The sequence below is a fragment of the Microbacterium sp. NPDC076895 genome, from assembly GCF_040687115.1.
Lineage (GTDB): Bacteria > Actinomycetota > Actinomycetes > Actinomycetales > Microbacteriaceae > Microbacterium.
This window is the reverse complement of sequence record NZ_JBFBMQ010000016.1, coordinates 63,919-77,235: the sequence shown is the minus strand read 5'-3', so window position 1 is coordinate 77,235 and position 13,317 is coordinate 63,919. Positions and strand designations below refer to the sequence as shown.

The window sequence follows — 13,317 nt, the reverse complement described above, 5'->3', positions numbered from 1 at the left end:
TACGAGAACGTCTACGAAGCCGCGAGATCAGCTACCCTCGCGGAAGCGGCATAACCCACCCGACACCGTGTCCACGATCAAGGGTCAAGGCCCCATCGCGCGCCTCCAGTCGGAGTACCTCATGCGCCACGAGCGCCGGACCGATCTTCGCCTTGACGAGGATTATGTCGAGGACTGGGCACTTCGTCAGTTCGCGTTCGCGCGGCGGGATCCGTTTCATTTGGACAATCACATGCGGGCCCAGAGTGAATTCTTGCTGGAGGAAGCCGTTGTCTACCGACTTGAGGATGGACTGAACGAGGCAATCCAGGACCTTAATACGCGCTTCGGCATCTCCGGTCCGACTCATATCCCGAGGGAGAAAGTGGGGGGAGAGCATCGAGCTGTCTCAAGTCGTGATGTTCGCGTATCCGCACGACTCCGCGCCAAACTGCTGGAACAATACTCCGCTGATTTCGAGGTGTTCGGGTACGACCGCTGACCATTGACGGGTCCCCGAGACCCGCGCCCGAAGGCCCCGAGCGTCTGAGCCGAATCGAAGACAGTGGAGCGCGAGGCTAGGATTGGCGGTGGCCGGGGGTAATAAGAAGGCGAGCAACATATGCGGCCGCTCGCACGTTAGCTCTCCACTGGAGGTCTCATGTCCATGCGTCCGCTTGTGTCGATCGTCATCCCGATGTTCAACGACCAAGAGTATGTCGCAACTGCGATTCAGAGCTGTCTGCAGCAGACGGTTTCCGACATCGAAGTGATCTGCGTTGACGATGCGTCTACGGACGCGACCTGTGAGCTAGTTGAATCCATCGTGGAGCTAGACTCACGCGTTCGCCTTATTCGGCAGGATTCGAATCGGTCAGCGTTTCAGGCGCGCAGAGTCGGGGTCATGGCAGCTCGCGCCGACCACGTACTCTTCCTTGACGGTGACGACGAGCTGAAGCCCGAAGCAGTCGAGATCACCACTCGGCTCGCGGACGCGGCGGGCGCAGATGTCGTCGGCTTCGGCGTCGAAGGGGTATTCCCTGCTCAAGTCAGCGGTAGCTTCGTGAAGCAGCTGCAGCCGAAACATCGAAGGCTGGACGGGGAGAACATTGCGCCAGCACTGTTCCCGGAAGGTGACATTGTCCAGGGCCAGCTGTGGCGATACCTCTGGGCGACTGGACTGCTTCAGTCTGCGTATGCGGCGTTGGCGGAGGATCTCAGCTTCCCGCGAGCGAACGACATCCCGATTTCATTCCTCGCTCTAGCTATGGCTCAGAGGTATGTGTCCACGGAGGCGCGCCTCTATCGTTACTTTTGGAGGCGAGGGGCAAGCGGGCGCGACGTCGAGTCTCTGGAAGACTTCGAGTTCTACCTGGGCGCCCTTGATTCGATCGCTGCCATCGGGGACGCAGTCGGCGACCTGGCCAAGATTCGGCAGGATCCAGCGACCATTCTGCGCCCCTATCAGACAGCACGGCTCTCGATAATTCAATCGATACTGCGCTATTGCGCACCAATGCAAGCGACAGAACTACAAGAATCGTGCTACGCGAGCCTTCACGCCAAGGCGCGTCCTAGTGAGATCGTCCTGGCGGCGGCATGGTTCTACCGGGGCGCTCTGCCATTCCTTGCGCAGCACAGCGAGCGCGTGCACGGTCTCGATTCGTCAGTCAAGAGGGTGATGATCGTCACAGGCAACTTGAAGAGCGGTGGCGCTCAAGGAGTCGTGATTTCGCAAGCGAGGCATCTCGTTGACGCGGGGTTTAACGTCGTCATCGCCGCGCGCACGCTCCGCGATGCCATACACACGCCTCCCAGCGGGGTCGAGCTGGTCGAGATTTCTGGCGGGGCGATGCCAGAGAAGCTTGACACCTATCTGAAGCTTTGCCGCGAACACCAAGTTGATGCAATTATCGACCACTGGGTACTCTATAACGACGATTTTCCATTCTTCGCACTTGCGGCGCGCACGCTTGGAATCCCCACAATTGGCTGGATCCACAATTTCGCGCTGCGTCCTGTCTTCGATTTCAACACCCGAATTCAGCACCTCAGTCGCTACCTAGGCACACTGGCTCGCGTGGTTGTGCTGTCACACACGGATGTCGCCTTCTGGAAACTGCAAGGCATAAGCGACGTCGTTTATCTGCCGAACCCTCCCTCCCCCCTTCTGGCCAGCCTGCCGCATCGCACCGTACCTCGTGAGGCGCCTGTCGGGCCGATCCGACTCTTTTGGTGGGGTCGGCTACAGCAGCACACAAAACGTGTGCGATCACTCGTTGACGTTGCCGCGGCCCTCCGCAAGTCTGGCGTCGAATTCTCTCTCACCGTGATCGGACCGGACTCACCTGACCTGCACGCCGATCAACTCTTCAAGTACGCAGAAGAGTTGGGCGTTTCCGATGCTCTTACTCTGACAGGGCCGCTTCAGGGCAGTGAGCTTTTGGATGCGCTCAATTCGGCCGATGTATACGTGTCAACGAGCGCAATCGAAGGTTATCCTCTGGCGCTAACAGAAGCCCAGGTGCTTGGACTGCCGGTGGTGATGTTCGAGCTGCCCTGGCTCGCCGTTGCCGAGGCGAATCGCGGGATCCTCACTGCGCCTCAGGGGGACCACCTCGCTCTCGCGACTCAAATCGCCCATCTGAGCAATGACCGGGATGCATATGCTTTGCACTCTGCGGCGTCCCTCGCTGCGGGGCACGATGCAATCTCCCACGACTTCGATGCTCTCTACCGCCAGCTCCTGACCAGCGAGTTACCGAGCGAACACTCACCAGAGGCCACTCTCGAGGACGCGCAGATGCTTCTGCGCCTCGCCATCTACTTCAGTGAGCAGAATGTCGGACGCGAAGCGCGTTCGAAGTCAAAGATTTCACAGGAACGTGACGCGGAGCGGAAGGAAGTTCGTCGACTATCGCGAGAGCTCGCTAAACGTACCGAGCCCCAAACTGTCCAACTCTTGCGGCCCGCAGGCCGGGCACTGCTAAGACTCGTTCCGCGCCTTCGCCCTCTTGCTCACAAGTTCAACAACATCGTGCGGTCTACGAGATGATGTGCCTATGGATCCACAATCACCCAGTTTGACGATCGGGGCTAACAGCGACATCGACCGTCGTGTGAAGCTGGTGCACAACGAGCAGAGACCAATCCGTATCGGACAGAGCGTCCGGATATACCGCGGTGCGGAGGTGTTGGGCCCGGTCACGGTCGGGGATCGTGTCTTCATAAATCGAGACGCATACATCAGGCCTAATACCACGATCGGTGACGACGTCAACATCGGCCCGTTCGTACGTCTCATATCCGACACCCATGAGATCGGCCCTGCTTCGAAGCGTGCTGGAGCTTCGAGATTTGATCCGATCGCGGTCGGGGACGGAACATGGATCGGCGCGTCTGTCACCGTACTTGCGGGCGTGACGATTGGTTCTGGCTGCATCATCGCCGCCGGATCGATCGTTACTCGGGACGTTCCCGACAACACGCTTGCTGGCGGCGTGCCAGCTGTGCCGTTGCGTACCCTTGATTGATCCGCGGGGCTGGGCACTACGCCCGTTCCAAGCATTGGCCGCGAGAGGATTGCAATCTTAGGCTGGGGAATGCGGCAGTCAAAGGGGCTCCGATACCTGAGCGGTGCGTGAGTGGCGGAGCCAGCGCGGTTTCAGGCTCGTGTCATATCGATCTCTGCCCGCATCGCACCCACAATCCGCTGTATGTAGTTGCTTCCAAACTTCGCATTCCCATGGTTGGTATCTGGCTTCCCCTGAGGGTTAAGGCCGATCCTGCGCAACTCGGGTTTCAGGAAGCCGTCGGTCCCGATGGAACTCGCCGGCGGTTCGACATACCGAATCGAACGCGCATTCAGCCAGTCCTGCCACATCTCGCGGGTGAGCGCATCGAGGTAGAGCGCCACGCTTCGGTCGTGATCGTCCGCGAGCGCGTGATGCGCGGACTGCGGACGAGGAGGTTCCACAGCGACGGCGCTGATTCCGGCCTCCTTAATCCGCTCGTAGAAGGCTCTAGCGGGGGCGTGGTCGTTTTCCAGCATTCGTCGGATCACCGCCTCCGTGAGGGGTGTTCTGCCAGCGGTCGGCGCGAGAGCTGATGGGGCGAAAACCTTCCACATCGGCTGGCGGAAGACTCGCTCGCCATTCGCGACGTTGACGAACGCCCAGACCACGGCGGGATCGAGATGCGTGGCACCCGTTTGCTGTCTAAATGCGTGCGCGTACCGCCCAATGAAGCTGACTTTTCCCCCTTTCGAAGTGCTGAACTCCTGCAGTTCAAATCTCCCGCTGCCGAGGGCGACGACTTGGACGCTGTCCTCGCCCCACGTCCAAGTGTTCGGTTCGCTCGTGGTTTCGATGCCCGACGTGGCCGTCTCTGCGAGACGCTCGAGGCCCTGGCGGAGCGCTGCGACGTGAGAGTTTCCCGCGATGATGAACTTCGTCATCGGCCGAACGTCTCCAAAATGACTTCGTCGCAGACCGTGTCTTCGTCATCTTGCGTGGCGGTTGGGTTCTCGCTGCCTGCGGCTGGTTCGTGAGACCCCTCTCGCGAACTCGGGCTCGGGACCGTGTCGTCGCCGTGCGCGGAGAAAAACACGCCCATCACGTGGGCGACCCCGGCTGCGGATACCGTGCGCAGGTTGGGCTCGTAACCGAGTGCGCGGACGGGATGCGACGAAACCAGCTCGTATGACGGAAAGTAGTCGACGTAGTCGTACTTGGCGTGAAGCTCGCCACACACCGCGCGCAAGATTGACTTGGACTCATAGGTCGCGGTGAGGACGTGATTGCCAGAGGCGGTCGCGACGAGCGGGACAGGCGAGACGGTTAGGAGGAATCGCATCTGCGGATTTACGGACCGAGCGTAGTCCATGAAATCTTCGAAGTCTTGGAGCACTTCCGAGAACCGAAAGTTGACGAACCTGTGTTTGGACTCGTCGAACTCCCCGTGATGGGTTCCGGGGCAGGTCGGATAGACAGCTCCGTCCTCTGTGTTCTCCCACGCCTCGGTCAGTCCGAACGTGAAGACGAAAAGATCGGCTTGCGGCAGGAGGGTGCCGACCGCTTGGAGGTGCGACCGACGATGACGATGCAGCTCTTCCAGGCTCTCGTATCCGAGAGGTTCGATCGTGGGCCGAAACGGGTCGTAGAAGCGCTCTCCATCGGTCCAGTAGTCGTCCGTGGGAGAGAAGTCCCCACGGGCGCGAGCAAAAGTCTGAACGAGTTGGCGTGCCGAGTAGATGTTGCCGTAACGCGCCGAATAGATGTCGTAGCCAAAGGTATGCAGATCCGACTGCGCGAGGAGCGGTGGGGCGGGCTCCGCATCGATGTAGCGATACCCCCTTCGCTTGAACTGCTTACCGATGTGTTGAGCGAAGCAGCTACCAGCCGCCACGATCGAATCGGACTTGGAAATCTCGAATCGTGGAAGATATACGTCCTCCAACTCGAGCGCGTTTCGCTCTGCGACGGCTTGTTTCCAGTAGGCGCGAGACGGAAGTCCTCGATAAGGATGATTTGCCAAGATCTTTCCCCCAGTTCAACTTCGCTCTGTGCGCGACACCGGCCGGCGCGACCAGCTTCCGCGAGCAGCCTAGCAGAACCGGGCATCTGCTCGTGTCTCGCTCATTGTCGCCCTTGCAAAAGGTTGCCTCCCCAACAAAGGACCCGTCCGATTATTCGTTTGGGAGGGCTTCGGTCTAATCGACCGTTGCGCGACCGCCGTCGCTCATAGATGCGTCGCGGCGCCTTTCGCGGTCGATCCCGACAGCTACATAGACGCGCCGGTTTCGCGACTTGTCCGTCACACACCTTCGCTGCGGCGTCGATGAGTGCCGTCGGGTGCAGCGCGTCGATACCGGACTGCGCTCGCCGCGAATCGCTGATCCCCTTCTCGGCATCCGTCTATATGAGGTGTCCGGAGACCTCGCGTCCTTCGGGACGAGAGAGGCAACCCGCCCGCCGATGACGGTGCTAGAGGGGTGCTCCGTGAGGAGGCTCCTTCGGTCTTCGCCGACGGTGAGTCGCCCTCGCGTATGTCTCCCCGTAGAGATTCCGGATCAATCCTGGGTCGTGCGCGTCGAGGTCGGGGGGTGGTTCGGGTTTGGCTTCCCGTGTCTGCGTGATTGCTGCGTGAACCTCTCGAGACGTGATTGGCTCCTGACTCAGAAAAAGCCATCGCGGCCCAATGGTCTCTGCAAGCGAGGTCAGCGTTTCGTGCGTTTGGGTGAGTACCGGACGATCGAGCGATAACGCGACGAATACCATCTGCAGGTCAGCGAGAGTATCGATCTTTGGTACGACTACGAGCTCGGCGGCCGTGATCCGATGCGCCAGAGCACCGTCCGAGATGGCCGCAACGTCGATCCGCTGGGAAGGACGGGCGATATCTTCGGTAGCATGCTCGGCGCCTGTGGCCCACAAAACGCCCGTGGTCGACTGCTTCGCTCGGGGGAACCCGATGAATCTCTCGCGGAAATGAGAGTACGGAATGACGACCGTTCGACTCGAATCTGGCGTCGCGACCTGACCGTCGGGCGTCACGAAGACGTCGGTCGCGGCGTCGAGAATTCTCTGCCCACGGAGCCACGCGCGCGAGGTTCGAATTTCCGGTGACGGAAGCAGCGTGCGCACCAACGCGACCTTACGAAAGCGAATCGCCAGCGCAAATGCGAGAGCCATGAGCAGCCGGCACCAGTCGCTTCGACCGTGCGTCCCGAGGAGGATGTCCAGTTGGTCATCGGTCACGTGGATGACGTCTACGTCGAAGCGCCTGATTCTGCGCTGCGAGTAACGAAATCGCACGCCCGGCGCTCCTACCAGCTGGTCGACGTAAGCAAGTCGGGGTGCAGGCGGGCGCTGGGTCACATGAACCCGTAGCTCGCCCCCGTCAACGGGCGAGTTGTCGGGGCTGGGCACGTCACCATACTAGGTTTGATCCGTGGAGGCTAAAGCTTGAGGGATGTCTTCGTCCAGCCGTCTGGTCAGGATGACAACGTGGGCGACTCAGCCCTTCGCGCCGGCCTCCTGGCCGGCCTTCGAGAGTCTGGGGCTCAGCTTCACATCACGCTCGAGGGCCAGTCGGAGGACTACCTCGCCGGCATCTCCATAAGCGAAGACGACATCTACTACCGTTCGCGGTCTGCCTGGATTGATGTCTGTGCACGCGTTTCCCGCCCCGTCTACGTGGTGAATGCCGGAGAAATCAACCCAGCGAAGGGCGGCAGGTTTCCGCATCGAGACCGTATCGCCGAGATGCGGTCGGTACTGAAAAGACGGGGGATCGTGATCGCAGCGGGGGTGGGACTCAAAGACCCGTCCGTCGCGAGCTCCGTGTCATTCGGCCGCGCATTTCGCGAAGCTGCGGTGATGACGTGGAGAGACCGTGATTCACGTGCGGAGGCTGGCTTCGGGGGGGTCGCGCCGGACTGGGCCTTCGCTTTGGGTTCGGCGAGCCCCGCGTGGTCGGGTTACGCCGAACGTCGCCTCCTGGCCCTCACGCTCAGATTCGACCGCGAACTGCCTTCTCCTGCTTGGTTCGACCGGGTGCGTTTGTTTGCAGCGGCTTCCCGCCTGCAGATCGTCACCGTCGCGCAGGTGGCGAGGGACGCGCCGCGGGCAGTAGCGCTCGCTGAGCGGCTCGACGGCGAATACCTGGTGGCTCCGAGCACGCGGCACGACGAAGTCGATCAACACGTGCGGTCGGTGTACGCGTCCTCGGTTGCTGTCGTGAGTGATCGTGCGCACGCGCTCATCATGGCGGCGACGGAGGGGGCCTATCCCGTCGGCAGCGCCGTAGATCCGCAAAAGATCGACCGACTCCTTCGTGCGGTCGGGCTCGAACAGCTGACCGGTACCCATGATGGCATCGAGAACCGCCTCGAGCGTCTGCCTTCCGTGCACTCAACGCTCGCGTTGCCGGTTTCTGGCGCGCGGCTACGTTTGCGAGAGCTGACGTCGCGCCTACGGAACGCAATCGCAGACAGCGCGTGACAGTGAGGATGAGCTTGCGATCCCCCGTGGCGTATCCCCGCTGTATCATGTGTCAGATGTGCACTCGGGGGAGCGGCCCGCGATGTGCGTGGAGGCCAGAAAGGTAGCTAACCTTCGTGGATGCGCATCTTTCCTCATCCTCGTATGGGCTGAGTGAGGTCGGTCAACGACCGCCCCTCGGCTCCTACCTTGCTGAGGCATGGCGGCGCAGAACTTTCGCTTTCACCTTCGCGTCCTACAGTCTGTTCGGCGGTCTAGTACGAAACCGTCTGGGCATCCTGTGGATCGTGCTCAAACCGTTGCTCATAGCCCTGATTTACGGCACGATCTTCGGAGTTTTACTCTCTAACGCCGCTCGTCCGGCTGACTTCATTCCCTATGTCATCACGGGCGTCTTCGTCTTCGAATACTTCACGGGAAGCTTTGGCAATGCAGCCCGGTCTATTACCGGAAACGCCAAGCTCGTTCAGAGCCTAGGCTTCCCGCGCATACTCCTTCCGATCTCGGTTGTAATCGAGCAGACGATGCGTATTGTGCCGATTCTGGTTCTCCTCGGCATCCTGTTATTGGTATTCGGAGTGCCGCTGGCGTGGTCATGGTTGCTGGTGATTCCCATCATGATCATGATGGGAATGTTCAACCTAGGTGCTGGTCTCATCGTGGCCCGCATGTCGGTTACGACACGAGACGTACAGCAACTCATCCCCGTCATCAATAGGTTCCTGCTCTATGCGAGCGCGATCTTCTTTCAGGTTGACGTGATCTTCGCCGATAACCCGGTGATTCTTACAGTCGCGCACCTCATTCCTACGTACGACTACATCGCGCTGGTGCGTGGCGTGATGCTCACTGACCATCCTGCGCCGTTGCTTGCCCTCGTCGCCGCACCCGTGTGGGCCGTCGTGGTGGTTACTGTCGGAGTTCTGTACTTCTGGGGAGCCGAGGCGAGGTACGGGCTCAGTGACTGAGTTGATGATTCCCAGCGCCGGCGGTATGGCAGCCGCTCCGGGGTCGAGGCCGATGATCGTCGCGCAGGACGCTCATGTGACGTACCGCGTGTATGCGTCGGGCAAACGGATGACTGCCCGAGACAGTTTATTGAGTGTGAACGCTTTGCGAGGCGGCCGCGGATTACACACGGTTCCAGCCTTACGGGGCGTCAGCTTCATCGCCTCCGAAGGCGAGACTATCGGCGTTATCGGTCACAATGGCTCGGGAAAATCCACTCTCTTCCGCGCGATGAGTGGATTGATCCCCACCTCTGCGGGAAAGATCTGGGCAGCTGACCGCCCCGTTCTGCTTGGCGTGAACGCAGCGCTCGTGCCTGAGCTCTCAGGCGAAAACAACATCAAGCTGGGGCTTCTGGCGATGGGATTCACCACCGAGGAAGCCGCTGCGCGCGTCGACGAGATCGCTGATTTCGCCGAACTCAACGAGTTCCTCTACCACCCGATGCGTACATACTCGTCGGGGATGGGCGCACGCTTGCGTTTTGCCATTGCCTCGGCCAAGGCGCACTCGATCCTCCTGATCGATGAGGCCCTCTCAGTCGGTGATCGGCGCTTCAAGCTCAAGAGCGAAGAGCGAATCCGTTCGCTTCGCGATAGCGCCGGGCTCGTCATGATCGTCAGCCACTCGGCCGGAACCTTGCGGGAAACGTGCGAGCGGGTGCTGTGGATACATAAGGGCGAGCTTCGAGCCGATGGCGCGGCGAAGGACGTGATCGCGGACTATGTGAAGTGGACCAAGCAACCTGGCAACAGCGCCGTGGGAGCGTCATCTGCCCGAGCCGCGAAGCGACGCCCGGCCGGATCAAACCGAATGCAGGCGGGCGGATCGAAGCGTTCTCTTGCGGACGGTGCTGCCGCCCCGGTCCCGGTCAGTCCGTCCAGCGGTCGCACGAATCCCTCGGCAGCTAAAGCTGATGAGGCGCCGACCTCGTCGCCCCTCGAGAAGATGCTCGTCAATGTCTCCGAAGACGTGCGAGAGCTGGTTTCGCCTGAGGACGGAGGTCGCGCCCTCGCGCGTCGGGAGCGGTACATGCGCAATGCGCGTAATCGATACCGGCGGCGCATCATAGCCCTGGTGATTACGAGTGCCGCGGTTCTTCTTGCGATCGCCGCGGGCGCTGCTATCGCGCTGGTCGCGGCCGTTCCACACGCCGTGAGTGAGCCTGTCAGGTCAAACCCGACGACCAAGCCCTCGGCCTCGTTCGACCCCGCCGTTACGCCCGTCATCTCCGGCTTCTCCGCGACATCCGGCTCGGTCGTATGTGCGGCGCCGGACGCGGAAGCGACCGCTCTGCTCAGCTGGGACGTGAGTAACGCCGTCGACATTGCTGTTGCGGGAGCAGCGGTGCAGGTCGATGCGATCGACGCGCCGGCAGAGACGGGACTCCCCGGTTCCGTCTCCGAGTACGCAGCCCCATTCCCGTGCGATCAAGAGGCATGGTCGTACACGCTGACGGTGCAGGGAGCTGACGGAGCGCATGTGAGCTCTGTTGTGACGGTCACGCGAGATCTTGCCGACAGCGGCGCCGTGGTTCCCGCTCCGCAACAGCCCGCAGATCCGGGAACATCGGAACAGCAAAACCCGGGCCAGTCGCCGAATCAGACGGATCCCGGCACGGGGGGAGCAGCGGATCCATCTACATCTCCGTCACCGGATCCCGTGCCGACAGCCACGGCGAATCCCGAGCCCACGGCAAGTACAGAGCCCACGACAAACCCCGATCCGACGCCCACGGATTCTGCCATCGTGCCGGATCCCGGCGCGACGATCGTGCCGTAAGCAGTCGGCTGCTATCGTGCGCCGAGCCACTTTCGAGCGCGGTGAGCAAGAGGTCGCAATCCAGGAAACCTGCGGAGCGTGGCCCGACCTAACGGTGACAGCGAACTCCAAACGCTCGTGCCCCAGCCTGACGAACTGGCGGGCTTGCTGCCACCTCGCGGAGATCGGGAGGTGAAGAACGCCATCAGCCCCAGAAGAGTGCGCGCATCGTCGAGGGTAGGCATAGGCGAGTACTCGGAGGGCAGCACGCCGTTCACAGCCGACTGGTACAGGCTCGCGAAGTCGGGCGACTGAGCGCGTCGAGCTGAGTCCAGAGACGCGATCGAGAGCCGTTCGTACTGCTCCGGGTCCGCCAGCGTGGCCGCGATACGCGCAGCAAGCTGCCGCGCATCACCCTGCGGTGCCGCAACGACGCCCTCATTGTCTTGCACCAATGTGAGCCACGGGAGTTCATACATGAGCACAGGCAGTCCGCGAGACTGCGCCTCTGCGATGGTGAGCTGATATCCCTCGATGATGCTCGTGGATACGAAAGCGTGAGAGGCGTCGATCTGCGCCAAGAGCGCTGCGCCACGCAACGGCCCCATGACGATGACGCGGTCGGACAGGTTGCGGCGGCGAATGAGTGCAGTGAGTTTCTTGGGCGTGAGATCGTCCCAGCCGGGGCCGATAATGCGCAGGCGGAAGTCGACGCCAAGCCTCTGCAAGTGCGAAGCCACCTCGAGCAGCTGGGTCACCTGTTTGGTTCGCTCCTCGAGGCGTCCCCACCAGACCAGCTCGATCCGCCCCGCCGGAGCGCGACGGGGCGCCGATGGTGCGGATGAGTCAAGAAGAAGCGGCGACGGCGGGTTCGGGAGGTAGAAGGCATGCTCCACACCTCGCAGCCGGAAGTAGGCCACATCCAACCGTGACAGAACGATGAGGGATGCGAGCGTGGACGCGCACTGCTCGATCAGAGTGAGTCGCTGTGTGCCGTCATAGAGCGGACGCATCGAAAAATTGTGCACCCAACCGATGGTCGCGGCGCCTTCAGACCGCGCGACCAGAGAGAACTCGGGCCATGCATCCATATACAAAATCTGGTGATCGACGACGACATCGATCTCATGCTCTCGGCAGATCTCGGCCCATTGCGCAAGCTGCTCGAGAAGGCGTCGTGATTTCAGTTCGACGAATGCGACATCTTCGGGCAGCACAGTCAGATCGCTGCCGGGATTGCGGGCGACGACCGTCACTCGATATCCGGCATCTCGCAGATGGCGAGCTTGGGAGGCAACAACTGCGGAGACGCCTCCCGTGCGTAGAGTCGAGGTCGCGATCAGGATGCTTCGTGCAGCGTGAGATTCGAATCCTTCCCAGCGCGTGTGGTACTTGAGCGTCCCGAGGGTGCGGGGATAGAAGCGTGCAGCGGCACGCACGATGTCGCGCGAGGAAGCGACCGTGTGCAGATGGGCGAGCGCCGCGTCCACCAGCTCCGCGTCGCTGGTCTCGGTGAGCTGGTAACAGACATATCCGATGAGTGAGAGCCGAGCGGACTCGTAGCTTGTCCGCAGCAGTGCAGGATCGCCGTGGCGCGTTGCGAGGTTCTCGACACCGGGGCGGATACTTTCCACGGAGCCGATAGCCGTGGTGTAGAAGGTTGCGTGGTCGAGGCTCGTGATGCGGTGGCCACTTCGACCACGCCCGAAGTGATAGCGGTACAGCTTGTCCGGAATTGCGGAGTAGCTACGCGCGAGGGCGGCTGCGAGAAAGAGGAGCGGCAAGTCGTTGACGCGGGGGAGGGTGAGATTTGCCGGCACAAGCGCGTAGGCCTCGCGAAGCACCTGCGTGCGATAAGCGAAACGCCACAGTTGGCCCTGAGCAGGCTTGCCCACAGGAAAGAGCGCGCGCAGGACGTCGTCGCCCACGAACTGCTGTTGCGGCGGTTGCAGCCGCGCCTCGTACGCCCCGCCGGTCGCACCTGACCGCTCAACGACCTGCACGCCGAACCCGACGATGTCGACATCGCTGCCGCGTGCGTGCGCGAGGATCTTCTCGGCAGCCTCTTCGTCGAGATCGTCGTCCCCGTCGAGAAACATCACATAGTCCGCAGACGCTGCTGCCACGCCCGTGCGTCGCGCCTGAAACGCCGACAGGTTGTCGGTGTGACGGATGAGGTGGACTCGCTCGTCATCGGCGCAGAAGCGCTCGATGACTGCGACGGAACCATCCGTTGAGGCGTCGTCCACACACACGATCTCGATTTCGCGCACCGTCTGAGCGAGGGCGCTCTGGAGAGCGGCGGCCAGCGTCTTCTCATCATTGAAGACGGGCATGACTATCGAGAGCGCGGGCGCAGGCTGCATCGGCCTCATTGTAGGGTGCACCGGCCCCACCGCTTGGACCGCGCATCGCCGGGCAGCCACCGCTCCTCTGCTTATCATTGCTTCTGAGTCGCCCCGCGACTTCGCCCTCGACAGTCGGGGAACGAGCGCACCGCGCGCGCTGCCAAGGAGGGTCTACCTGTGGAACGTGCATTGCTGTGATGAGTGAGCATTCCGTGCCC

The 13,317-nt window shown here is 61.6% G+C and carries 10 protein-coding genes; 6 read left to right on the top strand and 4 right to left on the bottom strand.

Annotated features, from left to right (window positions below):
• From AB0O89_RS13075 to AB0O89_RS13065, 3 genes are all read left to right on the top strand, one after another.
• Positions 1–481: sulfotransferase family 2 domain-containing protein (locus AB0O89_RS13075; RefSeq protein WP_363498357.1), on the top strand; the 481-nt coding region annotated here is incomplete at its 5' end.
• Between the two features lie 159 nt (positions 482–640).
• On the top strand, positions 641–3,034 hold the full coding sequence (locus AB0O89_RS13070; protein ID WP_363498354.1) for a glycosyltransferase: 2,394 nt from the start codon (positions 641–643) through the stop codon (positions 3,032–3,034).
• Between the two features lie 7 nt (positions 3,035–3,041).
• Positions 3,042–3,512: a DapH/DapD/GlmU-related protein gene (locus AB0O89_RS13065; RefSeq protein ID WP_363498351.1), complete on the top strand. Its 471-nt coding sequence runs from the start codon at positions 3,042–3,044 to the stop codon at positions 3,510–3,512.
• A 131-nt stretch (positions 3,513–3,643) separates the two neighbouring features.
• Here AB0O89_RS13065 and AB0O89_RS13060 read toward each other — a convergent pair whose 3' ends face one another.
• The 3 genes from AB0O89_RS13060 to AB0O89_RS13050 form a co-directional block, all read right to left on the bottom strand.
• Positions 3,644–4,435: a hypothetical protein gene (locus AB0O89_RS13060; RefSeq protein ID WP_363498348.1), complete on the bottom strand. Its 792-nt coding sequence runs from the start codon at positions 4,433–4,435 to the stop codon at positions 3,644–3,646.
• Positions 4,432–5,385 (bottom strand): GSCFA domain-containing protein, encoded by a 954-nt coding sequence (locus AB0O89_RS13055; RefSeq protein ID WP_363498345.1) that lies wholly within the window; start codon positions 5,383–5,385, stop codon positions 4,432–4,434. The genes AB0O89_RS13060 and AB0O89_RS13055 overlap by 4 nt, the downstream gene beginning before the upstream one ends.
• Before the next feature lie 578 nt (positions 5,386–5,963).
• Positions 5,964–6,908, bottom strand: a complete 945-nt coding sequence (locus AB0O89_RS13050) for a hypothetical protein (protein WP_363498342.1) — start codon at positions 6,906–6,908, stop codon at positions 5,964–5,966.
• 78 nt (positions 6,909–6,986) lie between these two features.
• Between AB0O89_RS13050 and AB0O89_RS13045 the strand changes: the two genes are divergently transcribed.
• The 3 genes from AB0O89_RS13045 (at position 6,987) to AB0O89_RS13035 (ending at position 10,772) form a co-directional block, all read left to right on the top strand.
• Positions 6,987–7,982 carry a hypothetical protein gene (locus AB0O89_RS13045; protein WP_363498339.1) on the top strand — a complete coding sequence of 332 codons (996 nt, stop codon included), beginning with the start codon at positions 6,987–6,989 and terminating at the stop codon, positions 7,980–7,982.
• A gap of 116 nt (positions 7,983–8,098) precedes the next feature.
• Complete coding sequence (locus AB0O89_RS13040) at positions 8,099–8,950, top strand: ABC transporter permease (protein ID WP_363498336.1); 852 nt, start codon at positions 8,099–8,101, stop codon at positions 8,948–8,950.
• Between the two features lie 4 nt (positions 8,951–8,954).
• Positions 8,955–10,772 (top strand): ATP-binding cassette domain-containing protein, encoded by a 1,818-nt coding sequence (locus AB0O89_RS13035; RefSeq protein ID WP_363498360.1) that lies wholly within the window; start codon positions 8,955–8,957, stop codon positions 10,770–10,772.
• Positions 10,773–10,783: 11 nt separating this feature from the next.
• Here AB0O89_RS13035 and AB0O89_RS13030 read toward each other — a convergent pair whose 3' ends face one another.
• The gene (locus tag AB0O89_RS13030) at positions 10,784–13,117 is read right to left on the bottom strand and encodes a glycosyltransferase (RefSeq protein WP_363498333.1); all 2,334 of its coding nucleotides are present in this window, start codon (positions 13,115–13,117) and stop codon (positions 10,784–10,786) included.
• Positions 13,118–13,317: the final 200 nt, after the last annotated feature.

Excerpts from the sequence above, each read along its gene's own strand:
- AB0O89_RS13030 (WP_363498333.1), bottom strand. The coding sequence starts at position 13,117 with ATGCAGCCTGCGCCCGCGCTCTCGATAGTCATGCCCGTCTTCAATGAT.
- AB0O89_RS13035 (WP_363498360.1), top strand. The coding sequence starts at position 8,955 with ATGATTCCCAGCGCCGGCGGTATGGCAGCCGCTCCGGGGTCGAGGCCG.
- AB0O89_RS13065 (WP_363498351.1), top strand. The coding sequence starts at position 3,042 with ATGGATCCACAATCACCCAGTTTGACGATCGGGGCTAACAGCGACATC.
- AB0O89_RS13060 (WP_363498348.1), bottom strand. The coding sequence starts at position 4,435 with ATGACGAAGTTCATCATCGCGGGAAACTCTCACGTCGCAGCGCTCCGC.
- AB0O89_RS13070 (WP_363498354.1), top strand. The coding sequence starts at position 641 with ATGTCCATGCGTCCGCTTGTGTCGATCGTCATCCCGATGTTCAACGAC.